Origin of the sequence: Saccharopolyspora gregorii, assembly GCF_024734405.1 — a bacterium.
GTDB classification, from domain to species: domain Bacteria; phylum Actinomycetota; class Actinomycetes; order Mycobacteriales; family Pseudonocardiaceae; genus Saccharopolyspora_C; species Saccharopolyspora_C gregorii.
In genome coordinates this window covers 5,580,231-5,601,981 of record NZ_CP059556.1, presented here as the reverse complement: position 1 = coordinate 5,601,981, position 21,751 = coordinate 5,580,231, and the positions used below count along the sequence as shown (strand labels likewise).

The window sequence follows — 21,751 nt, the reverse complement described above, 5'->3', positions numbered from 1 at the left end:
CGGTGTGCTACTCGGGAGGACCGTTGAACCCCTTACTGCGCTGGGCCGCGGCACTCGCCGCCGCCGCGCTCACCACCGGATGTTCGCTCATCGGGAGCTCCGGCGAGGACACCGCGGCGCGCACCGTCACCCTCGTCGCGCACGACTCGTTCGTCGCCGACCCGGCGCTGCTCGCCGACTTCGAGAAGCGCAGCGGCATCCACCTGGAGATCCGCAACAGCGGTGACGCCGGAGAGCTGACCAACAAGCTGGCGCTGTCCAAGGCGGCACCGCTCGGCGACGTCGCCTACGGCGTGGACTCCACCTTCGCCTCCCGCGCGCTGCGCGCCGACGTGTTCGCCCCGTACCGGCCCGCCGCCGCCGACCGCGGACCGCAGCGCTACGCCCAGGACCAGCAGAACCGGCTCACCGCCGTCGACGTCGCCGACGTGTGCCTGAACATCGACACCGCCTGGTTCGCCGCGCACCGGCTGCCGGAGCCGACGACGCTGCGCGACCTCACCGATCCCCGCTACCGAGACCTGACCTCGATGCCGGACCCGACGACGTCCTCCCCTGGCTTGGCGTTCCTGCTCGGCACCATCGACGCCTTCGGCGAGCCCGGTTGGCAGGACTACTGGCGCGCCCTCGACGCCAACGGCGTGCGGCTGTCCTCCGGCTGGGAAGAGGCCTACAACCAGGACTTCTCCGGTTCCACCGGCCAGGGGCCGCGACCGATCGTGCTGTCCTACGCGTCCTCGCCCGCCGCCGAGGTCGACGAGAACGGTGCGCCGCGCACCAAGGCCCTGCTCGACACCTGCTACCGGCAGGTCGAGTACGCGGGCGTGCTCACCGGCGCGAAGGACCCGCAGGCGGCGCGGGAAGTGGTGGACTTCCTGCTCTCGTCCGAGTTCCAAGGTCAGGTCGCCGACCAGATGTACGTGTACCCCGCGGTCGACGGGGTGCCGCTGCCCGAAGGCTGGGCGGCCAGCGCGCCGCTGCCGCCGCGGCCCGCGGAACTGCCCGCCGACGAGGTGGAGAACAACCGGGACCGGTGGGTCGAGCAGTGGCGGACGCTGGTCCGGGGATGACCGGCGAACTCCGCCGCCGGGTTGCGGTGGCGCTGGCCGCGGCGGTCGTCCTCGGCTTCCTCGGGGTCTTCTTCGCCTGGCCCGTCGCGGCGATCATCGGGCTGGGCGTGCGCGGCGACGTCGGAGCGGTGCTCGCCGAGCCGGCCACCTGGCGGCTCGTCGGCTTCACCCTCGGGCAGGCCGCCGCGTCCACCGCGGTCGCGCTGCTCTGCGGGCTGCCGCTCGCCTACGTGCTCGCCAGGCTCGTCCTGCCCGGTACAGGGCTGCTGCGGGTCGCGGTGACCGTGCCGTTCGTGCTGCCGACGATCGTCGTGGGCATGGCCTTCCGCGCGTTGTTCGGCGCCGACGGGGGAGTGCTGCCGATCGTGCTGGCCAACGCGTTCTTCAACGTCGCCGTCGTCGCGCGCACCGTCAGCGGGTTGTGGGGGCACCTGGACCGGCGGATGGAGGACGCCGCCCGATCGCTGGGAGCCGGGCGGCTGCGCACCTTCACCTCGGTGACGCTGCCCGCGTTGCTGCCCGCGCTCGGATCGGCGGCGGCCGTCGTGTTCCTGTTCAGCGCCACCAGCTTCGGGGTGGTGCTGGTGCTCGGCGGCGGTCGGCTGCGCACCCTGGAGACGGAGATCTACCTGCGCACCGTGCAGCTGCTGGACCTGCCCGGCGCCGCGGCGCTGTCCCTGCTGCAGCTGGTCGCCGTCGTCGCCGCCCTGCTCGTGGCCACCATCGCGCGCCGCCGCCGGGAGACCGCGCTGCGGCTGCGCGCGCCCGCGACCACCGCCCGGCCGCCGCAAGGCGCCGAGTGGTGGATCGTCGGGCTCGCCGGTGCGGTGCTGTGCGGGCTGCTCGCGCCGATCGCCTCCCTGCTGGTGCGGTCGGTGTCCACCAGGGACGGGTGGGGCCTCGCGGGCTACCGCGCGCTGCTGGGCACCGGGCAGCCCGGGACCCTGGAGGTCACCGGGCTCGAAGCCGCGCTGAACTCGGTGCGCACCGCGGTCGACGCCACCTGGATGGCGCTGCTGCTCGGGCTGCTCGCCTCGTTCGTGCTCGTCGCCGTGCGCCGCAGGTTCGTCGCGGAGAGCCTCGACCTCGCGCTGATGCTGCCGCTGGGGGTGTCCGCGGTGACGGTCGGCTTCGGCTACCTGATCACGCTCGGCTCGCTGCCCGGCGAGCTGCGCACCTCGCCGCTGCTCGTGCCGTTCGCGCAGGCCCTGGTGGTGACACCGCTGGTGATCCGCACCGTGCTGCCGGTGCTGCGGGCCATCGACGACCGGCTGCGGCAGGCCGCGGCGACGCTCGGCGCCGGACCGTGGCGGGTGCGCCGCGAGATCGACTTTCCGCTGGCGGTGCGCTCGGTGCTGGCCGCCGCCGGATTCGGTTTCGTCGTGGCGCTCGGGGAGTTCGGCGCCACCAGCTTCCTCGCCCGGCCCGACGCGCCGACGCTGCCGGTGGCCATCGCGCGGCTGCTCGGCAGGCCGGGCGAGCTCAACTCGCAACTCGCCTACGCCGCCTGCGCGCTGCTGATGGTCGTCACCGTGCTCGGCGTGGTGCTCATCGAGCGGCTGCGGGTGGGCACCGACGCCGTGGAGGACTTCTGATGGGGCTGGAAGTGCAAGGGCTCACCGTCCGCTTCGGCGACACCACGGCGGTGCGCGACGTGCGGCTCTCCGTGCTGGACGGCGAAGTGCTGGCGCTGCTCGGACCGTCCGGCTGCGGGAAGTCGACCCTGCTGCGAGCGGTCGCCGGGCTCGAACGGCCCACCGCGGGCGAGGTGCGGTGGAACGGGCGGGACCTCGCCTCGGTGCCGGTGCACCGCCGCCGGTTCGGGCTGGTCTTCCAGGACGGGCAGCTGTTCCCGCACCGGAACGTGGCGGGCAACGTGGGGTTCGGGCCGCGGATGCGCGGCGTCGGCGGTGCGGAGCGAACGGCGCGCGTCGCCGAGCTGCTGGAGCTGGTCGGGCTGGCCGGCTACGAGGACCGCCGGGTCACCGACCTGTCCGGAGGCGAGGCGCAGCGGGTCGCGCTGGCCCGCGCGCTCGCCGCCGATCCGGAGCTCCTGCTGCTGGACGAACCGCTCTCCGCGCTGGACCGGATGCTGCGGGAACGGCTCGCGGTGGACCTGGCGGCGCTGCTCGGCCGCGGCGACTCGACCGCACTCGTCGTCACGCACGACCACGACGAGGCGTTCACCCTCGCCGACCGGGTCGCCGTGATGTCCCGCGGCACGATCTTGCAGGCCGACACTCCCGACCTGTTGTGGCGGCACCCGGCGGACGAGGAGGTGGCCGCGTTCCTCGGCTGCACCACGTTCCTGCCCGCGGAGGTCCGCGACGGCGTGGCGACGTGCGCGCTGGGCACCGTCGACGTGACCGCGAAGGACGGTCCGGCGCGGCTCGGGCTGCGCGCCGCCGGGGTTCGCGCCCGGGGCACCCGGCCCGGAAATCCCGATGCGACGGGTCCGCTGGGGGAGGTGCGGGAACGCGTGCACCGGCACGACCACGTCCGGCTCGCGGTCGCCGTACCGGAACTCGGTCAGGTGGAGGCCGTCGCGCACATCGCCGACGCCCCCGCGGTCGGCGACGAGGTCGGACTGCGCCTCGATCCCGACGGCGTCGCGCTCGTCGGTGGCGACTGACCGAGCCGGATCGTCCCGGCCTCGCGTGCCCGATGGGGTACGCGCACCGGCGCGGTGGTCCCCGGTCGTGGCCCCACCGCGCCGGTCCCGCCCGGGTCAGACGTCCCGGGTGACCATGCGCAGCACCGTCGCCGAGAGGCCGATGGCCAGGTAGCACCCCGCGCGCAGCAGTCCCGTGGACAACGTGTCCGTGAAGATCGGGTCCCGCAGCACGTCGATCACGGCCGACCAGTCGGTGGTGATCAGCAGCGGACGCATCCACTCCAGCGAAGGCACGGTCCCCAGCACGCCGAACACGATCAGCCCCGCCATCGTCCCGGTCATCACCACCAGCGGGTGCTCGGTCAACGAGGACAGCGCCAACGCCACCGCCCCGACCGCAGCCATCTGCGCCGCACACCACAGCACCGCCAGCAGGATGCGCACCAGCGCCGCCCCGATCGACAGCGTGGTGCCGGACAACGTCACCAGGCCGTCACCGCCGACGATGATCAAACCGGTGAGCAGGCCGCTGACCGCCAGCACGAGCACCGACAGCAGCACCATCAGCAGCACGCCCGCCGCTTTCACACCCACCAAGCGGACCCGGCCGATCGGCGCGATCAGCAGCCCTCGCAGCGTGCCGTGCGAAGCCTCGCCCGCGATCGCGTCCGCCGCGACCATCGCCACCACCAGCGGCAGCAGCATCGTCTGCGCCAGCACGATGCTCGCCACCGGCAGCACCAGCCCGTTGCCCGCGACCGCGCTCAACACCGACGGCCCGCCGCCACCACCGGGCCCGCCGGTCAACGCGATGCCCACGCCGATCAGCACCGGCAGCCCCGCCAGCATCAGCAGTGCGAGCAGGTTCCGCGGTCGCCGCAGCACCCAGCGGAACTCCGCGAACAGCACCCGCCCCAGCGGTGCCGAGCGGCGCGCCTTCGGCGCCTCGGCCACCTCGGCCGGTGCGGTGGCGGTCATGATTCCTCCTCGGTGAGCCGGGCGAACAGGTCTTCCAGGCCCGCACGTCCGCGTCGTGCCTCGTGCACCCCGACTTCGGCGCGGACCAGCGTCGCCACCACTTCTGGAGCGTCCACTTCGGACAGATCCACGCGCAGCGCGCCCTGCTCCGCCCGGGCGGAGATCCCGCTGTCCCGCAGCGCGTCCAGCCCGGCATCGAGGTCCGGGGTGGAGATCATCAGGTGCGGTCCGCCCGATTCCAGCAGGCTCGCCAGCTCACCCTGCGCGACCAGCGTGCCCCGGTGCAGCACCGCCACGTGGGTGCAGGTCGCCTCCACCTCGGACAGCAGGTGCGAGGACACCAGCACGGTCGTGCCGACGGCGTGCAGCTCGGCGATGATCTGGCGGATCTCCCTGGTGCCCGCCGGGTCCAGCCCGTTGGTGGGCTCGTCGAGCACCACCAGTTCCCGCGGCACCAGCAGGGCCGCGGCCAACCCCAGCCGTTGCTTCATGCCCAGCGAGTAGCCGCGGAACCGGCGGCCCGCGGCGGCCGTCAGCCCGACGCGGTGCAGCGCTCCGTCCACCGCCGCCCGGATGTCGGCACCCGCCAGGTCGGGCTCCATCGCGGCGCACCGCAGCAGGTTCTCCCGGCCGGACAGGAACGGGTGGAAGCCCGGTCCCTCGACGAGCGCCCCGACGCGGGGCAGCACCCGGTCGGCCTCGTCCGGCAGCGCGCGGCCCAGCAGTTCGACCGAGCCCGCCGTGGGCCTGATCAAGCCCAGCAGCATCCGGATCGTGGTGGTCTTGCCGGATCCGTTCGGACCCAGCACCCCGACCACCGCGCCGCGGGGAACGGCGAGGTCGATGCCCGCGACGGCCACGGTGTCGCCGTAGGTCTTGCGCAGGCCGGAGGTCCGCGCGGCGTACACCTCGACCGCGGCGGGGGCGGACGTGGCCGCCCCCGCCTGCTCGGCCTGTTCGGCCACTCCGGTCATCACGGAGTCCCGACCGCGGTGGTGAGCACCTGCTCGGGAACCGCACCGGCCGCGACGCGGCCGTCGGAGGTGACCAGGGCGGACCCGACCTTCGTGCTGATCAGCCAGCCGTCGCCCCACGGTCCGCTGACCGGCTTGCCCAGCTGCTGCGCCAGCGCCTGCGGGTTCGCCCGCTCGCCACCGCGCTGCCCGTCCTCGCCGCGCGGCGACTCGGCCCGCTCCGGCTGCTGCGGCAGGTGCGCGACGAGCACCGTGTCCCAGCCGTCGCCGACGACGGTCGGGTGCTGCCCGGCGTGCTCCGGGCGGCCCTCCGGCCGGCCTTCCCGGTGGTGCCGATCCCCGGCCGGGGCCTCTTCGACCTTCGTGCCGGCCGGTGGGGTGAAGCGGAACATCGCCGGGTCCGGCTGGGACAGGTCGAGCTCGGAGAACCCGGCGCGCAGCGCCGGTTCGTCCGAGCCGTTGGTCAGCACGGTGACCTCCAGCGGCGAGCGGGTCTCCGCGTCCACCGCCAGCCGGACCTCCCGCAGCACGGTGCGCTCGGTCGGCTTCGGTGTCAGCACGAGCTCGTAGGCGTCCCGGCCCGCGACGGTCGCGGTGCCGTCCACGGCGACGTCGCTGGTCTGCCGCAGCTGTTCGACGATGCTCCGGGAGAGCGCCGCCGGGTCCTGGTCCGCCGCACCGCGGCCGTGGCCGAGCGGGCCGCGAACATCCTCGTCCCCCGCGTTCGCGGGTTTGGTGGCCCGGGTCGCGGTGCGGGATTCCGAGTCCCACTTCCACAGCGCGGTCCCGTCGTCGACGACGGTCACCTCGCCGGAGGACGAGGGCAGCGCGGCGCGCTTGTGCCCCTGCCCGTCGTTCCACACCCGGAGCGTGCTGGTCCCGTCGCCCAACATCGAGCCGGCGCCGCCGTCGACGCCGGGCAGCGCCGGGAGGCCGAGCGCGTTGTCCACCCGCACCGTTCCGGTCAGCGCCGGGGGAGTCGAGGTCAGCACCGATTCCACCAGCGCTTCGGGCGCGACCGGCGGCAGCTGCGGGTCCTCGTCCGCGCCGGCAGGCAGGCTCAGTGCGGTGAGGCCGAGCAACCCGGCCAGCCCGCCCGCCGACGCGGCGACTACGACGTTCCTGCGTTTCATGCGGTCCTCCTGGTGATCCGATCCGCTGCCCCGAGCGTGATCCCGCGCAGCTGAGATGGTCCTGAGAGCGGTCCGATCGAGCTGAGAAGGATCTCAGGAGTGGCTGCGCGCGGTGGTGCGGCGACGGCATGCTGAGCAGATGCAGCCGCGGGTGTTGGTGGTCGACGACGAACCGGGAGTCCGGACCGCGCTGCGGCGCGGCCTGACCGCCGAGGGCATGGAGGTCGCGGTCGCGGTCGAGGGAGTGGAGGCGTTGCGGCTCGCCGCCACCGGGTCCTTCGACGTCGTGGTGCTGGACGTGATGCTCCCCGGCCTGTCCGGGTACCGCGTGCTGGAGCGCCTGCGCGGCCAGGGGATCACGACCCCGGTCCTGCTGCTGTCCGCGAAGGACGGCGAGGTCGATCAAGCCGACGGGCTGGACCTCGGTGCCGACGGCTACTTGGTCAAGCCGTTCTCCTTCCTGGTGCTGACCGCGCAAGTCCGGGCCCTGGCACGTCGCGGCGAGAGCTCCGCGCGGCACGCCAGGTTGCGCGTGGGCGAGCTGGAGATCGACCGCGATGCCCGTGAGGTGAGCTGGGCCGGATCACCGGTGGCGCTCTCCCCGCGCGAGTACGGGTTGCTGGTCGCGCTGGCGAGCCGTCCGGGCACCGTGGTGCCGAAGGAGGACCTGCTTCGCCAGGTGTGGGGCGCGGACCAGTTCGTCACCCGCAACGTGGTCGAGGTCTACGTCGGCTACCTGCGGCGCAAGCTCACCGCGGCGGGCGCTGGGCACCTGGTGCGCACGGTCCGCGGCCACGGTTACCAGGTCAGCGTCGAACCGGACCAGGACGAGGTCGCCGCCGCCGAACCGACGAAGCCACGCGGTGGGGACGGCTCCCGGTGAACTGGTCGCCCCTGCGGCGGCTGCGGACGTGGTGGTCGCGCCGCACCCTCCGGTTCCGGACCAGCGCGGTCGCGACGGCGGTGGCCCTCGTCGGGTTCGGCGTGCTCGCGCACTTCGGCGTCGGCTTGATGAGCTGGCTGCTCGTCGAATCCGTGGACGCGGAGTTGAACGGCAAGGTCGAGGTCGCGGCGCGGCAGGTCGCCACCGGGACACCGCCGCGCGAGGTGGCGGGCGGTGAGGTCCGGGTGCTGGACACCTCGGGCGTCCCGGTCGATTCCCTGCCGGACCCGCGGCTGGGGCGGTCGAACATCAGCGAGCTCAAGAGCGGCGAGGGCGTCGTCGAGTGGTCCGCGGACGGCCCGGCCCGTGGCCTCTACCGCTGGGTCGGGACCGTGGTGCCCGACCCGGCGGGCGATCCGCGGCTGGTGCTGGGCGGCGCGCACCTGATCGGCCATTCCGACACGGTGCGCTCGGCGGGCCGCGCCCTGGCGCTCGGCTCGATCATCGCCGCGGGTGCTGTCGGCGTCGCGACCTGGTTGGTGGTGCGCCGGTCGCTGCGCCCGGTGGAGCGGATGCGGGTGGCCGCGGTGCGGTTGCCGGAGGGGCGTCGACTGCCGGTGCCGGCGGCCGACGACGAGCTGCGCGCGCTCGCGGAAGCGCTCAACGAGATGCTGGCCCGCCGCGACGGCGACACGGAGTGGCTGCGCCGGTTCACCGGCGACGCCGCGCACGAGCTGCGCAACCCGGTCGCCTCGATCCGGGCGCAGGCCGAGGTCGCCGTGGTGCACCCCGACCCGGAGCTCGCGCAGGAGACCCTCCAGGACATCGCCGCCGAGGCGCAGCGGATGTCGGAGCTGGTGGACGGACTGCTCGCGCTGGCCAGGGCCGAGTCCGGTTCCCAGCCGCCGCAGCAGCCGATCGAGCTCGGCAGCGCCGTGCGCGCGGCCGCCGACCGGGCCAACCTGCGGGGCGGCCGGCCCCGGGTCCAGGTCACCGCGCCCACCGGGAGCGTCGTGATCCTCGCCGGTGCCGCCGAGGTGGCCACCGTGCTGGACAACGTGATCGGGAACGCGCTGCGGCACGCGCGGGCGCTGGTCCGGGTGTCGTTGCTCCCGGCGGCCGAGAGCGTCCGGCTGGTCGTGGACGACGACGGACCGGGGATCCCCGCCGAGCACCGGACGCGGGTGTTCGACCGGTTCCACCGGGTGCAGCCGGACCGGGCCCGCCGCACCGGCGGCGCCGGGCTGGGACTGGCTCTGGTGGCCGAAGCCGTGCGCGGCCGGGGCGGTTCGGTGCACGCGGCGGAGTCGCCCGAAGGCGGTGCCCGCATCGAGATTCGCTGGCCGCTGCCCGGCCCGCTGCGCCCCGCGCCCCGCGGGGGTTGAGACCGTCGCGAGCGCGCCGCGCAGCCGACAGGCGACCGCGCGCAGCCGGTGGAACGCGCCCGGGGCTCGGGCGCGGGACGCCTCCCGGAACGGGAACCACCCCGGGGACCGCCCCGCGCGGCGTGCGGCAGGATGTCCCCACGTGTCGGTGTTGCGAAGCACAGGTCTGGTGGCGGCCCCGCTGCGAACGGTCGGGGCGGCGTTGCGCCACACCCGCACCGCGGAGGAGGGCCTGCGGCAGCTGGGCATCCAGGGCCGGGCGCTGACGCCCGCCGCCGAACTCCTCGTCCCGGGGGACGACCTCGCCTTCCGGTGGACGAAGTTCCCGGCGGCACGGCTGCGCACCCGCATCGTGCGGGCCGACGCGGATCGGTTGGAATCGGTGCTCATCGCTGGTCCTCTCCAGGAGTTGCGGCACGAATCGGTGCTGGCCGAAGCCGGTGGCCACACGCTGCTGACCGACTCGCTGCGCTGGACGACGCCGTTCGGCGCGCTCGGGCGGCTGGTCGACGTGGCGCTGGCCCGTCGCGTGGTGCTGGCGGTGCTGGCGCGCCGGATGCGCGCGGTCGGTGCGCTCGCCGAGTCCTGGGCGGCGCGGCCGGTCGTGGTGGGGACGGCGATCACGCGGCGGGGGCGGCTGCTCGTGCAGCAGCGCCGGTTCCCCGCGCGGGACGCCGGTCGGTGGGAACTGCCCGGTGGCCGGGTGGAGCCGGGGGAGAGCGAGCAGGACGCGGTCGTCCGGGAGTGCAAGGAGGAGCTGGACGTGGAGGTGGTGCCGACCGGACGCGTCGGCACCGACGTGCCGCTGCGCGGCGGGATGCTGCTGCGGGTGCACACCGCGGAACTGGCCGACCCCGGCGTCGAGCCGCGGGCGGTGGAGCACCGGGCGGTGCGCTGGGCGACCCGGTCCGAACTGGGCGGGCTGGACTGGCTCGAAGCCGACCAGGTGCTGGCGCACTCGCTGCGCGAGCTGCCGCTGTGAGGTCTCGGCCGCCGCGTCGGAAGCCGTTCCGGCCGTGGTGTGCGTTCGCTGCGTTCATGCAGCAAGGTTGCCGCGTTCGACCACCTGTTCGCCACGTTTCCAGTCCGAACTACTCGAACTGGCGAACGAACGCCCGGGCGGAGGCGATTCGGCGGTACGGGTCGAGAACCCAGGTCAGGGGCCCGTGGGGCGCGCGGCGCCCGATCCCGGGCCCCCGGCCTCGGCTCGTTCGATCAGGGGACGTTCAACGCAACCCGGCGACCCGCATCGCGGCGTCCAGCCGCGGCCGGGCGCGCTCGGCCGCGCGGGCGGCGCCCTTCTCCCGCACCCGGTCCAGCTCGGCGGGGTCGTCCAGCAGCTCGCGGGCGCCGTCCCGGACCGGCCGCAGCAGCTCGACCACCGCCTCCGCCACGGTGTCCTTGAGCTGGGCGTACGTGCTCGCGGCCGAGCTCGCCGCGTACGGGCTGCCACCGGTGCAGGCGGCGAGGATCTCCAGCAGGTTCGCCACCGCGGGCTGCTCGTCCGGGTCGTAGCGGACCGAGGCCCGGTCGTCGGTGACGGCGCGGCGGAACTTGCGGCGCACCACGTCCGGTTCGTCCAGCACGAACACGACGCCCGCCTGCTGCTGCGCGGACTTCGCCATCTTGCGGGCCGGATCGGACAGGTCCCGGACCGAGGCGGCCGTCTTCGGCACCACGGCGCGCGGGACGACGAACACCTCCCCGCGGCCGCCGTTGAACCGCCTGGCCAGCGTGCGCGCCAGTTCGACGTGCTGGTTCTGGTCCACTCCGACCGGAACCTCGGTGGCACCCTGCAGCAGGATGTCCGCCGCCATCAGCACCGGGTAGGTGAGCAGGCCGAGGCGCGCGCTGTCCTGCCCGGCGCCCTTCTCCTTGAACTGGATCATCCGGGCGGCCTCGCCGAAGCCGCAGGTGCACTCCAGGACCCAGTTCAGCGCGCCGAGCTCGCCCGCCAGGTCGGACTGCACGAACACCGAGTCGGCGGTGATGCCGCTCGCCAGCAGCACGGCCAGGTTCTCCCTGGTGAGGGCGCGCAGCCGCTCGGGCCGGTACGGCAGCGTCATCGCGTGCAGGTCGGAGATGAAGTACAGGTCCTCCGGGCTGCCCCCGGTCGCCCAGCGGCGCAGCGCGCCGAGGTGGTTGCCCAGGTGGACGTGGCCGGACGGGGTGATGCCGGACAAGCGGGTCACGATCTCTCCTCGGATCGACGGCCGCTCACCAGCCTGCACCGCGCATCGCCCGGTCGCCTGGTGGCGACCGATGTGCGTGCGGTTCAGCGCACGACGAGCCGGGGCCGCCCTGGGGCGGCCCACCACATGCTCAGACGCGGATGCGACATTTCGTGTACGGCACGCACATTATCAGAAGGGTATGGGCACTCGTGCCGGAGGAGGACTATCGTGGATTCATGTTCGTCGTATTGCTGAACTACACGGCTCCGCAATCGGACATCGACGGCGCATTGGTGGATCACTATGAGTGGGTGAGCAGACATTACGAGGCCGGTGACTTCATCACGACCGGCCACCGCACTCCGGAACCGGGCCGCCCGCTGACCGGGGGCGTGCTCATCGCCAGATCCATGTCCCGCGGCAGGCTGGAGGCCATCCTCGCCACCGATCCCTTCGAGCTGCGAAAACTCGCCCGGCACGAAGTGATCGAATTCCAGGCGCTGCGCACCGTGCCGGAAATGGCGAAGTACGCCGACCAGCTCGTCCCGACCAGCGAATAGAGCGTTCGCGCTGATCCGCGCCTGGGCTGCCGCGCCGAGGAGCGGATCAATGCGATCCCTTTTCCTTCGACTCCTTCTTCGCCTTCTTCTGCGCTTTCTTGGCTTCGCGTGCTTTCGCGTCCTTCAACGCTTCCCGCAGCACCACGATCGGGCATTGCTTGCACGGCGGTTTCGAAAGGCAGCACTTCCGCTTGACCTTGATCGTTTTCTTGCCCACGACTGGCTTCCCGCTGCCGGAGGGGTCCGCTCGGGGACCGGACACCGCCACCCTAGGTCGGTCCCGGTGGTTCCGGCGAACCAGCGGCCGCGGGTGTTGCGCTCAACACCTGTCCGCGGCCCCGTTCGGGAAGTGCTCTACGCTGGACTAGGCCGCGTGTCGACAACGCACCGAGCCTCAGCAAGTGTCGGGCCTTCGACAATGACGGCCCCGCCGTCCGCGATCGGCCGCCTTCTCACGATGGGTGAGCCTGCCGGAGCACGGGGTTCTCGGAACGCGGGTCCGCGCCGGGGGCCGCAACTTCCCGCAGCGGCGGCAGCGGGACGGCGGCCGGCCGAGGTCGACTAGCGCCCGCCGCCAGACCTGATCTTCGTCTTCCAACTCATGGAGTGCTCGCGTGCCCGCCACCAGCGTCGCCGAACCGAACCAGCGGATCCGCAATGATCTGCGCAACGTCGCGATCGTCGCGCACGTCGACCACGGTAAGACCACCCTGGTGGACGCCATGCTGCGGCAATCCGGCGCCTTCTCCGAACGTGCCGAACTCGTCGACCGGGTCATGGACTCCAATGACCTGGAACGGGAAAAGGGCATCACGATCCTGGCCAAGAACACGGCCGTCCGGCGGGAGACCGAGGACGGTCCCGTCACCATCAACGTCATCGACACCCCGGGCCACGCCGACTTCGGCGGCGAGGTCGAGCGCGGCCTGTCCATGGCCGACGGCGTGGTGCTGCTGGTCGACGCCAGCGAAGGCCCGCTGCCGCAGACCCGCTTCGTGCTGCGCAAGGCGCTGGCCGCGAAGCTGCCGGTGATCCTCGTGGTGAACAAGGTCGACCGCCCGGACGCGCGCTGCGCCGAGGTCGTCGAAGAGGCCCACGACCTGCTGCTGGACCTCGCCTCCGAGCTCGACGACGGCGAGGGCTCGGTGGACATGGACGCCGTGCTGAACCTGCCGGTGATCTACGCCTCCGCCCGCTCCGGGCGCGCGAGCCTCACCCAGCCCGCCGACGGCGACCTGCCCGAGGACGAGGACCTCACCGCGCTGTTCGACGTGCTCATGGAGCACGTGCCCGCGCCGGTCGGCGACTACGAGGCACCGCTGCGCGCCCTGGTCACCAACCTCGACGCCTCCGCCTTCCTGGGCCGCATCGCGCTGTGCCGCATCCACGCGGGCACCATGCGCAAGGGCCAGACCGTCGGCTGGTGCCGCGAGGACGGGTCCGTGGAGAAGGTGCGGATCACCGAACTGCTCATCACCGAGAACCTGGACCGGGTGCCGGCCGCCGAGGCGCACGCCGGTGACCTGGTGGCGATCGCGGGCATCCCGGACATCACCATCGGCGACACCCTCGCCGACGCCGACGACCCGCAGCCGCTGCCGCGGATCACCGTGGACGACCCGGCGATCTCGATGACCATCGGCGTGAACACCTCGCCGATGACCGGCCGCAACGGCGGCACGAAGGTCACCGCGCGGTTCGTGAAGAACCGCCTCGACGCCGAGCTGATCGGCAACGTCAGCATCAAGGTCGTGCCGACCGAGCGCCCCGACACCTGGGAGGTGCAGGGACGTGGCGAGCTGGCGCTGGCCGTGCTCGTGGAGACCATGCGCCGCGAGGGCTTCGAGCTGACCGTGGGCAAGCCGCAGGTGGTCACCAAGACCATCGACGGCAAGCTGTGCGAGCCGTTCGAGCGGCTCACCATCGACTCGCCGGAGGAGCACCTGGGTGCGATCACCCAGCTGCTGGCCGGGCGCAAGGGGAAGATGGAGACGATGGAGGGCCACGGCACCGGCCGCATCAAGCTCGACTACGTGATCCCCTCGCGCGGCCTGATCGGCTTCCGCACCGAGTTCCTCACCGAGACGCGCGGTACCGGCATCGCCAACCACGTCTTCGAGGGCTACTTCCCGTGGGTCGGCGAACTGCGCACCCGGCACAGCGGCTCGTTGGTGGCGGACCGCACCGGCCCGGTCACCAGCTACGCGATGATGCAGCTGGCCGACCGCGGCACGTTCTTCGTGGAGCCCGGCGCCGAGGTGTACGAGGGCATGGTCGTGGGCGAGAACCCGCGCGCCGAGGACCTCGACATCAACGTCACCAAGGAGAAGAAGCTCACCAACATGCGCTCCGCCACCGGCGACGAGCTGGAGCGGCTGGCCCGGCCCCGCACGCTGGGCCTGGAGGAAGCGCTGGAGTTCTGCTCCGCCGACGAGTGCGTCGAGGTCGGGCCGGACGCGATCCGGGTCCGCAAGGTCGTGCTGGACGCGACGACCCGCGGCCGGGAGCGTTCCCGGGCCAAGGCTCGCGACAACGGCTGAGTTCCCTGAGCAGAAGCTGAGCGTTTCCACCCCGGTGTGCGGCGCCGCGAGGACGCGCGGAACCATGAGTGCTTCCGCGCGTCCTCCGACAGGGGGACACCGCGTCCGCCTGCGATCGGCGACCGGGAACGAGGGGAGGTTCGGCAGCGTGCACCAGGGTCGACGTCCGCTCACCGTGGTCAGCTTGCTGGTGACGATCGGGAGCTTGGTGGTGGCGTGCACCGACGCGCCGCCGCCTCCGCTGGTCGCGCCGCCGGAGCCGAGTCCGCAGACGGCTCCGTCGACGCAGCCGATGCCGACCGAGGTCGTCGTCGGCGTCGACTCGCTGGAGGGCGGGTTCAACCCGCACACGCTCGCGGACCTGTCGCCGACGAGCTCGGCGTTGTCCAGCCTGATGCTGCCCTCGGTGTTCCGGCCCGGACCGGACGGGGCGAACGCGCTGGACACGACGCTGATGGAGTCGGCGGAGGTCGTGCCGGAGGCGGAGCGGTTCACGGTGCGCTACCGGATCCGCAAGGAGGCGGCCTGGTCGGACGGCGCGCCGATCGCCGCCGAGGACTTCGTCTACCTGTGGGAGCAGCTGCGCTCCCAGCCCGGCGTGTCGGATCCCGCCGGGTACCAGCTGATCGACGACGTGCAGTCGCGCAACGGCGGCAAGGCCGTCGAGGTCACCTTCGAACGGCCCTACCCGGGCTGGCAGAGCCTGTTCGCGAACCTGCTGCCCGCGCACCTGCTGCGGGACGCGCCGCGCGGGTGGACGACGGCGCTGGACAACGGCTACCCGGCCTCGGGCGGGCCGTTCGCGATCCGCCAGGTCGACCTGCAGCGCGGGGAGATCATCCTGGAGCGCAACGACCGGTTCTGGGGCAAGCCCGCGGTGTCCGACCGGATCGTGCTGCGGGCCAGCGACCAGGCCGGTCAGGTCGCCGCGCTCCGCAGCGGGGACCTGCACATGGCGGTGTTCGGAGCGGACCGGAACACCATGGGCGCGTTGCGCGACCTGGGGTCGTCGGTTCAGGTCAGCACCGTTCCCCGCCCGGCGACGATGCAGGTGCTGCTGCGGCCGACCAGCGCGCAGCTCGCCGACGCCCGGGTGCGGAATGCCGTCGTGGCCGGTCTGGACCGCGAGGCGCTGATCGACGTCGGCAGCGGTGGCGGGCCGGGGGACCAGCTGCACGCGCACGCCCAGGTGCTCGCGCCCTCGGAACGCGGGTACACCCCGACCGAGCCGCCCGGCACCGACGGACCCGATCCGGCGCGCGTGCAGCGGCTGCTCACCGAAGCCGGGTACGAGCACCGCGCCGGGGCGTGGACCAAGGACGGCCGCACGCTGAACCTGGTGATCGCGGCCCCGTTCGAGCACGAGCAGTACATCCGGATCGCCGAGGACGCGGCGGCGCAGCTGCGGGCTCAGGACATCCAGGCCACCGTGGTCACCCCCACCGGCGACCAGCTCTTCGGCGAGATGCTGCCGGCGAATCCGCTGTCGGAGGAACCCGGCGCGGCGAGCTCGGTGGACATGGCGATCGCGCCGCGCCCGGCCGACGGAGATCCGGCGGCGATGATGGCCACCTCCTACGGCTGCCCGGGCGTCGACTCGGACGACCAGCCGTTCCCGTTCACCGCCACCGGGTTCTGCGACCAGCTGCTGCAGCCGACGATCGACGCCGCGCTCAGCGGGGCGCTCCCGTTCCCGGAAGCCTCGGCGAAGGTCGAATCGGTGCTGTGGTCGCAGGCAGTGGCGCTGCCGCTGTACCAGCAGGCGCAGGTGCTGGCGTTCGGCCGGGACGTGACCGGGGTGCAGCGCGGGAACGGCCTGTCGGGCCCGTTCTCCACCGCGGCCGATTGGAAGGGCACCCCCAGCGACAACGACGGGTACTGACCTCCGGCCGGGCCGGGAGCGAGGAGAGAACGTGGATTCGGGGCCGTTGCAGCAGATCAGCACGTTCCACATGCGCCAGCGCATGACGTTGATGGTCAACCGGTACGAGATCCGGGCCGACGACGGCCACGGCGGCGAAGGCGAGCTCGTCGCGTTCGCGCAGCAGAAGCGGGTCGCGCTCAAGGAGCAGGTCACGCTCTACGCGGACACCGACAAGACCCGGCCGGTGGCGGGTTTCCGGGCGCGGAAGGTGATGGACCTGGCCTCCGGCTACGACGTCACCGACGCGGCGGGCGCGCCGATCGGCTCGTTCCGCAAGGACTTCCGCAAGTCGCTGACCCGGTCCACCTGGCACGTGGAGCAGCCCGGCCACCCCGGCTGCGTCGGGCACGAGCGCAGCAAGGCGATCGCGCTGCTGCGCCGCGGGTGGGAGTTCATCCCGTTCATCGAGAACATCCCGTTCTTCTTCCCCTACCACTTCGACTTCACCGTGGACGGGGAGGTCGTGCTGTCCGTGGAGAAGAAGTTCGCGCTGCGGGACCGCTACGTGATCACGGTCCGGGACGACCGGCTGGACCGGCGGGTGGTGTTCGCGCAGGCGGTCGCGCTGGACGCGCTGCAGGGCCGCTGAGCTGATCGTCCGGGGGATCCGGTCCACCGGCTCGGGTGAAAGTTGATCGACGCTGGTTGACAGGGCGCGTCGCCGGCTGCTCGACCACCGCGCGGAGGGGCGCGCCGCGCCGATTACGCTGTGCAGGTGACGCTGACGGCTCCTCCCCGGTTGTTGCTGGTGCACGCGCATCCGGATGACGAGACCCTCTGGACCGGCGGGACGATCGCCCGCTACGCGGCGCGCGGTGTCCAGGTGACGGTGGTGACCTGCACCCTCGGTGAAGAGGGCGAGGTCATCCCGGAGAGCCTGCGGGGACTGGCCGCCGACCAGGCCGACCAGCTCGGCGGCTACCGGGTGGGCGAACTGCGCTCCGCCTGCGCGGCGCTGCGGGTGGCCGACCACCGCTTCCTCGGCGGCATCGGGCGGTGGCGGGATTCCGGGATGCTGTGGGAGGAACCCGGCCGCGCCGGGGCGCTGCCCTCGGCGCACCCGCGGGCGTTCGCCGTCGGCGACCTGGCCGAGCAGACCGATGCGCTCGCCGAGATCCTGCACGAAGTGCGGCCCCAGGTCGTGGTGACGTACGCGGCCGACGGCGGCTACGGCCACCCCGACCACGTGCGCGCGCACGAGGTGACGATGGCCGCGGCCGAACGCGTCCCGGACGTGCTGCGGGTGTTCCACGCGGTGCCGTCCCGGGACCGGATCCGCGCCGGGCTGGCCGAGCTGGCCACCGCCGAAGCGCTGCCGTTCGAGCTCCCCGACCCGGCGGACCTGGCGAGCGTGCCCGACGAATCGATCACCACGGTGATCGACGTCGCGGACCACCTCCCGGCCAAGATCCGCGCCCTGCGCGCCCACGGCACCCAGGTCCGGGTGTGGGTGGACGAGTGGAACAACGAGGACGGCCCCGGCGCCTACGCGCTGTCGAACGGAGTGGCGCACCCGCTGACCGGGACCGAGCACTACGTGCTGGCCACCGGTGATCCGGCGGGCGGCGAGCAGGACCTGTTCGGCGGGCTCGGGGTGAGCGGGACCGAACCGGTGGAGCCGAGGTGAGCGGCCTCGACCGGCTGGTGTTCGGCTTCCTGCTGCTCGACGCGGTGGTGCTGGCGCTGGTGGAGGTGCTGTACCTGCCGCTGTGGATCGGGAGCACGCCGTTCCCGATCACCACTGCGGTGGCGGCGGTGACGACGCCGATGCTGGTCTCGGCGGCGGGCCGGCTCGCGCCGAGCAGGCGGGTGGCGGCGGCCCCGCTGGTGGTGTGGTTCGCCACCATCTTCGTGTTCGGCCTCTTCGGCCCCGGCGGCGACGTCATGCTGATGGGCAACGACTGGCGCACGTTGTTGCTGATCGGAGCGGGGACGCTGCCGTCGGCGATGATGCTCGGGATCGTCCTGGGCAGGTCCGCCGGCAGGTGAGGGGGCGGCCGTGGCCGAGGTGCTGACCGACGAGCGGGTCGCGGTGGTGCTGCGCCCGTTCGTGCGCGCGACGACGCCGCTGCTGGAGGTGCTCCGGGAGTCCGATCCGCTGCGGCTGCGCGGCCGGTTCGCCGACGCCGCCGCGGGAGCCGAGGCCGCGGATGCCGAGAGCGCGGGCGCCGAGAACGCAGGTGCCGGGAACGCGGACGCCGTGAACGCGGGCGCCGAGAACGAGACCTCTTCCACCGCCCCGCGGACCCCGGCACCGGACGAGTCGCTGGAGAGCGGACCCGCCGCGGACGAGCCGTCCCGCACCCCGGACGACTCCGCGGCGGACGCGCCCGGGGTGCTGCACAAGCTGCTGCGCCAGCTGGACGGCATGCGCCTGCCGGGCAGCTCCACCTGGGACGCGATGAGCGTCGACGAGCGCTGCGACTGGTGGGCGCAGCGGGTGGGCAGGCTGGTCGCGGTCGTGGCGGGCCTGCCGCGGTTCGGCGGCGCGCTCACCTCGCGGCTGCCGATCCGCAACGCGCTCGGGATGGCCGGGCAGGGCCTGGTGCTCTCGGCGATCGCCGCCGAGCACGGCGTGGCGGACCGGGCGACCCGGGTGCGGCTGATGGCGAAGGTGCTGCTGGACCGCGATCTGGCCCCGGAGGTCGCGTCCGGGGAGCGGGGCGGTGCGCAGGCCGAGGAGGACGCGATGACGGCCGAGCTGACCGAGGAGCTCGACGAGGCCCGCCGCACCGGCGGCACCCGGGTGCGGGCGGTGGTGCGCACGGTGTGGCGAATGGCACGTGCCCTCTGGGAGATCGACTCCGAGCTGGACAAGCGGCCGCAGGGCCGCTTCTACCACGAGTGGATCGGCAACGTGCCCGTCGTCGGCGTCGTGGGTGGTTACCTGGGCGAACGGTCCGCGCTGCGCCGCATCGCGAAGCAAGGTGCGAAGTGGTTGCGGGCGGACGCCCACGGGGCGGGACGCTAGCGATCCGAGGAGTTCATGGCGTTTACCGCCCTCGGCGCCCCGAAGTATGGTCGAAATGGTGCCCGCGCGACGGGACCACCTTGGCCCGCGGCGGTGGGCCCGGGGGATACTGGCATCGGCCGGGTAGCGGAAGCCTGGTCCGGATCGAAACTAGCAGGAGAGCAACCGTGACCTACGTGATCGCCGAGCCCTGCGTCGACGTGCTCGACAAGGCATGCATCGAGGAATGCCCTGTCGACTGCATCTACGAGGGCGGGCGGATGCTCTACATCCACCCCGATGAGTGCGTCGACTGCGGTGCTTGCGAACCGGTCTGCCCGGTGGAGGCCATCTACTACGAGGACGACGTCCCGGACGAGTGGGGCGCCTACACGAAGGCGAACGTGGACTTCTTCGACGAGCTCGGTTCGCCCGGCGGCGCGGCCAAGGTCGGCAAGGTCGACAAGGACGTCGAGCCCGTGACCAGCCTGCCGCCGCAGGGAGAATGAGCTCCGGGACGCGCGAGCCGCGCGGTCCGCGGCTGCCGGATTTCCCGTGGGATTCCCTGGCCGCCCAGACCGCGACGGCCCGCTCGCACCCGGACGGGCTGGTGGACCTGTCGGTCGGGACCCCGGTCGACCCGGTGCCGGAGCCGCTGCGCGCGGCGCTGGCCTCGGTCGCCGAGGTGCCCGGCTACCCGGCGACGCACGGCACGCCGGAACTGCGCGCCGCAGCCGTCGAGGCGCTGGCCCGCAGGCACGGGGTGACCGTCGACCCGGCGGCGGTGCTGCCGACGATCGGTTCCAAGGAGCTGGTCGCCTGGTTGCCGACGCTGCTGGGCGTGCGGGCCGGTGACGTGGTGGCGATCCCGGACCTGGCGTACCCGACCTACGAGGTCGGTGCGAAGATCGCCGGCGCCGAGGTGGTGCGGCTGGCGCCCGGGGAGGCCCCGCCCGCGGGGACCGCGCTGGTGTGGCTGAACTCGCCGTCCAACCCGACGGGCCGGGTGCTGGACGCGGCCGCGCTGGCCGAGTCGGTGCGCGCGGCGCGCGAGGCAGGGGCCGTGGTGGCCTCCGACGAGTGCTACCTGGCGCTGGGGTGGGAAGCCGAGCCGGTGTCGGTGCTGCACCCGTCGGTGACCGGCGAGGACCCCACCGGGGTCCTGGCAGTGCACTCGCTGTCGAAGTCCTCGAACCTGGCCGGCTACCGCGCCGGGTTCATCACGGGTGACCCGGACCTGGTGGCGCGGCTGCTGGAGCTGCGCAAGCACGCGGGCATGATCATGCCGCGGCCGGTGCAGCAGGCGATGACGGCGGCGCTGCTCGACGACGAGCACGTCGAGGCGCAGCGCGAGCTGTACGCGGCCCGCCGCGCGGTGCTGCGTCCCGCGCTGGAAGCCGCCGGGTTCACCATCGAGCACTCGCGCGCGGGCCTGTACCTGTGGGCGACGTGCGGGGACGACGCCTGGGAGACGGTGGGCCTGCTGGCGCAGCGCGGCATCCTCGTCGCGCCCGGCACGTTCTACGGTCCCGGCGGGCAGCGGCACGTCCGGATCGCGCTGACCGCACCGGACGAGCGGATCGAGGCGGCCGCGGCGCGGCTGGGCTGAGCGGCGGGCGGCCGCCGGTCGAGCGCGCCGCCCGCTCACACCTTCGCGGCACTGCTGCGCAGCTCGCGCCAGCGCTCCCACCACTGCTCCCGGTGGTCGACCCGGCGGGCGTGCTCCCGTTCGACGAGGCGGCCGGCCACGAACGCGAGCCGGACGTCCGGCCCGAGGTCCGCGAGCAGTCGCCGCACCTGTTCTTCGGCGTTGCGAGCGTCGTGGAGTTCGCCGAGCACGTCCTGGAACCGCTTCGCGGCGGCGAGCAGCTGCCGCATCGGCTTGCCGGACACCGGCTCGGCGAGTTCCGCGGTCCACCGCAGCCGCTTGCCGAGGAGGCGGAGCTCGTGCAGCTCCTCGTCGGTCGCGCCGGGGCCCACCTCGTCGACCGCGCGGCGCAGCCGGCGGTACTGCTCGGCGACGAGGGCGCGGAGCTCGCGCATCCCGCTCTGCTCCACGGCGGAGGCGGGCAGCGGTTCGCGCACGGCCGAGGTGAGCGCGTCGACCAGCGCCCGGTAGCGCTGCCCGGCCAGCACGGCCAGCAGCGCCTCCCGCGCGGCGCGGTGCTCGCGGCTCGCGGCGTCGAACAGCCTGCCCGCCGATTCCCGTTGCGCCGCGTCGAAATCGGCTGCGTCCCGGTGCAGCCGCGCCAGCAGCACGTCCAGGTCGCGGACCACGCCGAGCTCGCGGCCGAGCCAGCCGAGCTCCGCGCGCAGCGGTTCCGACCAGCGCTGGTCGAGGAAGGGGGCGGCGGAGCGCAGGACCACTCGCATCCGGCGCACCGAGATCCGCATCCGGTGCACCGGTTCGGCGGTCTCCCCGCGGCCGGCCCCTGCTTCGCCGTCCAGCAGGGCGCGGGTGCTGAGGTCCAGCGCGGCGCGGACGTGCTCGGCGATCGGGTCCGCCCGGCCCGCCACCAGCGGTTCGGGTGGCAGGCCGGGCGTACCTGCGGGGCGGTCCATACCA

21 protein-coding genes are annotated in these 21,751 nt (G+C 73.4%); 15 read left to right on the top strand and 6 right to left on the bottom strand.

What is annotated here, in order from left to right; translation table 11 throughout:
- The first annotated feature begins 23 nt into the window (after positions 1 to 23).
- From H1226_RS24495 to H1226_RS24485, 3 genes are read left to right on the top strand one after another with little or no spacing between them, the layout of a single operon-like run.
- Complete coding sequence (locus H1226_RS24495) at positions 24 to 1,070, top strand: thiamine ABC transporter substrate-binding protein (protein ID WP_258343102.1); 1,047 nt, start codon at positions 24 to 26, stop codon at positions 1,068 to 1,070.
- Positions 1,067 to 2,665: an ABC transporter permease gene (locus H1226_RS24490; protein WP_258343100.1), complete on the top strand. Its 1,599-nt coding sequence runs from the start codon at positions 1,067 to 1,069 to the stop codon at positions 2,663 to 2,665. The genes H1226_RS24495 and H1226_RS24490 overlap by 4 nt, the downstream gene beginning before the upstream one ends.
- Complete coding sequence (locus H1226_RS24485) at positions 2,665 to 3,702, top strand: ABC transporter ATP-binding protein (protein WP_258343098.1); 1,038 nt, start codon at positions 2,665 to 2,667, stop codon at positions 3,700 to 3,702. The genes H1226_RS24490 and H1226_RS24485 overlap by 1 nt, the downstream gene beginning before the upstream one ends.
- A 96-nt stretch (positions 3,703 to 3,798) precedes the next feature.
- On the opposite strand, the gene H1226_RS24480 is transcribed toward H1226_RS24485, so the two are convergent.
- From H1226_RS24480 to H1226_RS24470, 3 genes are read right to left on the bottom strand one after another with little or no spacing between them, the layout of a single operon-like run.
- Positions 3,799 to 4,662, bottom strand: a complete 864-nt coding sequence (locus H1226_RS24480) for an ABC transporter permease (RefSeq protein ID WP_224956073.1) — start codon at positions 4,660 to 4,662, stop codon at positions 3,799 to 3,801.
- A complete protein-coding gene (locus tag H1226_RS24475; RefSeq protein WP_258343095.1) occupies positions 4,659 to 5,636 on the bottom strand; it encodes an ABC transporter ATP-binding protein in 978 nt (325 codons plus the stop codon). The genes H1226_RS24480 and H1226_RS24475 overlap by 4 nt, the downstream gene beginning before the upstream one ends.
- Positions 5,636 to 6,769, bottom strand: coding sequence for a LolA family protein (locus H1226_RS24470; protein ID WP_258343093.1), 1,134 nt, complete (start codon positions 6,767 to 6,769; stop codon positions 5,636 to 5,638). The genes H1226_RS24475 and H1226_RS24470 overlap by 1 nt, the downstream gene beginning before the upstream one ends.
- A gap of 139 nt (positions 6,770 to 6,908) precedes the next feature.
- On the opposite strand from H1226_RS24470, the gene H1226_RS24465 reads away from it, so the two are divergent.
- The 3 genes from H1226_RS24465 (at position 6,909) to H1226_RS28210 (ending at position 10,019) form a co-directional block, all read left to right on the top strand.
- Entirely contained in the window at positions 6,909 to 7,652 is a 744-nt protein-coding gene (locus H1226_RS24465) for a response regulator transcription factor (RefSeq protein ID WP_224956070.1), read from the top strand.
- Complete coding sequence (locus H1226_RS24460) at positions 7,649 to 9,037, top strand: sensor histidine kinase (RefSeq protein WP_224966084.1); 1,389 nt, start codon at positions 7,649 to 7,651, stop codon at positions 9,035 to 9,037. Before H1226_RS24465 ends, H1226_RS24460 begins: the two co-directional genes overlap by 4 nt.
- A 142-nt stretch (positions 9,038 to 9,179) precedes the next feature.
- On the top strand, positions 9,180 to 10,019 hold the full coding sequence (locus H1226_RS28210; RefSeq protein ID WP_309148762.1) for an NUDIX domain-containing protein: 840 nt from the start codon (positions 9,180 to 9,182) through the stop codon (positions 10,017 to 10,019).
- Between the two features lie 244 nt (positions 10,020 to 10,263).
- On the opposite strand, the gene trpS is transcribed toward H1226_RS28210, so the two are convergent.
- Positions 10,264 to 11,229 (bottom strand): tryptophan--tRNA ligase, encoded by a 966-nt coding sequence (gene trpS, locus H1226_RS24450; RefSeq protein ID WP_258343090.1) that lies wholly within the window; start codon positions 11,227 to 11,229, stop codon positions 10,264 to 10,266.
- Positions 11,230 to 11,447: 218 nt separating this feature from the next.
- Between trpS and H1226_RS24445 the strand changes: the two genes are divergently transcribed.
- Positions 11,448 to 11,771, top strand: coding sequence for a YciI family protein (locus H1226_RS24445; protein WP_258343088.1), 324 nt, complete (start codon positions 11,448 to 11,450; stop codon positions 11,769 to 11,771).
- Positions 11,772 to 11,817: 46 nt separating this feature from the next.
- On the opposite strand, the gene H1226_RS24440 is transcribed toward H1226_RS24445, so the two are convergent.
- Positions 11,818 to 11,988: a hypothetical protein gene (locus H1226_RS24440; RefSeq protein ID WP_258343085.1), complete on the bottom strand. Its 171-nt coding sequence runs from the start codon at positions 11,986 to 11,988 to the stop codon at positions 11,818 to 11,820.
- A 397-nt stretch (positions 11,989 to 12,385) separates the two neighbouring features.
- Between H1226_RS24440 and typA the strand changes: the two genes are divergently transcribed.
- The 8 genes from typA to dapC all read left to right on the top strand — a co-directional run bounded on the left by typA (position 12,386) and on the right by dapC (position 20,794).
- Positions 12,386 to 14,311, top strand: a complete 1,926-nt coding sequence (gene typA, locus H1226_RS24435) for a translational GTPase TypA (protein ID WP_224956065.1) — start codon at positions 12,386 to 12,388, stop codon at positions 14,309 to 14,311.
- Positions 14,312 to 14,459: 148 nt separating this feature from the next.
- Positions 14,460 to 16,193 carry an ABC transporter family substrate-binding protein gene (locus H1226_RS24430; RefSeq protein ID WP_224956064.1) on the top strand — a complete coding sequence of 578 codons (1,734 nt, stop codon included), beginning with the start codon at positions 14,460 to 14,462 and terminating at the stop codon, positions 16,191 to 16,193.
- 31 nt (positions 16,194 to 16,224) lie between these two features.
- Positions 16,225 to 16,824 (top strand): LURP-one-related/scramblase family protein, encoded by a 600-nt coding sequence (locus H1226_RS24425; protein ID WP_224956063.1) that lies wholly within the window; start codon positions 16,225 to 16,227, stop codon positions 16,822 to 16,824.
- Positions 16,825 to 16,950: 126 nt separating this feature from the next.
- A complete protein-coding gene (mshB, locus tag H1226_RS24420) occupies positions 16,951 to 17,862 on the top strand; it encodes an N-acetyl-1-D-myo-inositol-2-amino-2-deoxy-alpha-D-glucopyranoside deacetylase (protein ID WP_258343074.1) in 912 nt (303 codons plus the stop codon).
- Complete coding sequence (locus H1226_RS24415; RefSeq protein WP_224956061.1) at positions 17,859 to 18,224, top strand: hypothetical protein; 366 nt, start codon at positions 17,859 to 17,861, stop codon at positions 18,222 to 18,224. Before mshB ends, H1226_RS24415 begins: the two co-directional genes overlap by 4 nt.
- Positions 18,225 to 18,234: 10 nt before the next feature.
- The gene (locus tag H1226_RS24410; protein WP_258343072.1) at positions 18,235 to 19,206 is read left to right on the top strand and encodes a hypothetical protein; all 972 of its coding nucleotides are present in this window, start codon (positions 18,235 to 18,237) and stop codon (positions 19,204 to 19,206) included.
- Between the two features lie 167 nt (positions 19,207 to 19,373).
- Positions 19,374 to 19,694, top strand: a complete 321-nt coding sequence (gene fdxA / locus H1226_RS24405) for a ferredoxin (protein WP_224956059.1) — start codon at positions 19,374 to 19,376, stop codon at positions 19,692 to 19,694.
- Positions 19,691 to 20,794 carry a succinyldiaminopimelate transaminase gene (gene dapC / locus H1226_RS24400; RefSeq protein ID WP_258343071.1) on the top strand — a complete coding sequence of 368 codons (1,104 nt, stop codon included), beginning with the start codon at positions 19,691 to 19,693 and terminating at the stop codon, positions 20,792 to 20,794. Before fdxA ends, dapC begins: the two co-directional genes overlap by 4 nt.
- A 35-nt stretch (positions 20,795 to 20,829) precedes the next feature.
- On the opposite strand, the gene H1226_RS24395 is transcribed toward dapC, so the two are convergent.
- Entirely contained in the window at positions 20,830 to 21,747 is a 918-nt protein-coding gene (locus H1226_RS24395) for a CHAD domain-containing protein (protein ID WP_258343058.1), read from the bottom strand.
- Positions 21,748 to 21,751: the final 4 nt, after the last annotated feature.

Bases quoted from the DNA above. Each gene is read 5' to 3' on its own strand.
- dapC (WP_258343071.1), top strand. From the start codon at position 19,691: ATGAGCTCCGGGACGCGCGAGCCGCGCGGTCCGCGGCTGCCGGATTTC.
- H1226_RS24470 (WP_258343093.1), bottom strand. From the start codon at position 6,769: ATGAAACGCAGGAACGTCGTAGTCGCCGCGTCGGCGGGCGGGCTGGCC.
- H1226_RS24475 (WP_258343095.1), bottom strand. From the start codon at position 5,636: ATGACCGGAGTGGCCGAACAGGCCGAGCAGGCGGGGGCGGCCACGTCC.
- H1226_RS24490 (WP_258343100.1), top strand. From the start codon at position 1,067: ATGACCGGCGAACTCCGCCGCCGGGTTGCGGTGGCGCTGGCCGCGGCG.
- H1226_RS24485 (WP_258343098.1), top strand. From the start codon at position 2,665: ATGGGGCTGGAAGTGCAAGGGCTCACCGTCCGCTTCGGCGACACCACG.
- H1226_RS24395 (WP_258343058.1), bottom strand. From the start codon at position 21,747: ATGGACCGCCCCGCAGGTACGCCCGGCCTGCCACCCGAACCGCTGGTG.
- H1226_RS24445 (WP_258343088.1), top strand. From the start codon at position 11,448: ATGTTCGTCGTATTGCTGAACTACACGGCTCCGCAATCGGACATCGAC.
- H1226_RS24480 (WP_224956073.1), bottom strand. From the start codon at position 4,662: ATGACCGCCACCGCACCGGCCGAGGTGGCCGAGGCGCCGAAGGCGCGC.
- H1226_RS24465 (WP_224956070.1), top strand. From the start codon at position 6,909: ATGCAGCCGCGGGTGTTGGTGGTCGACGACGAACCGGGAGTCCGGACC.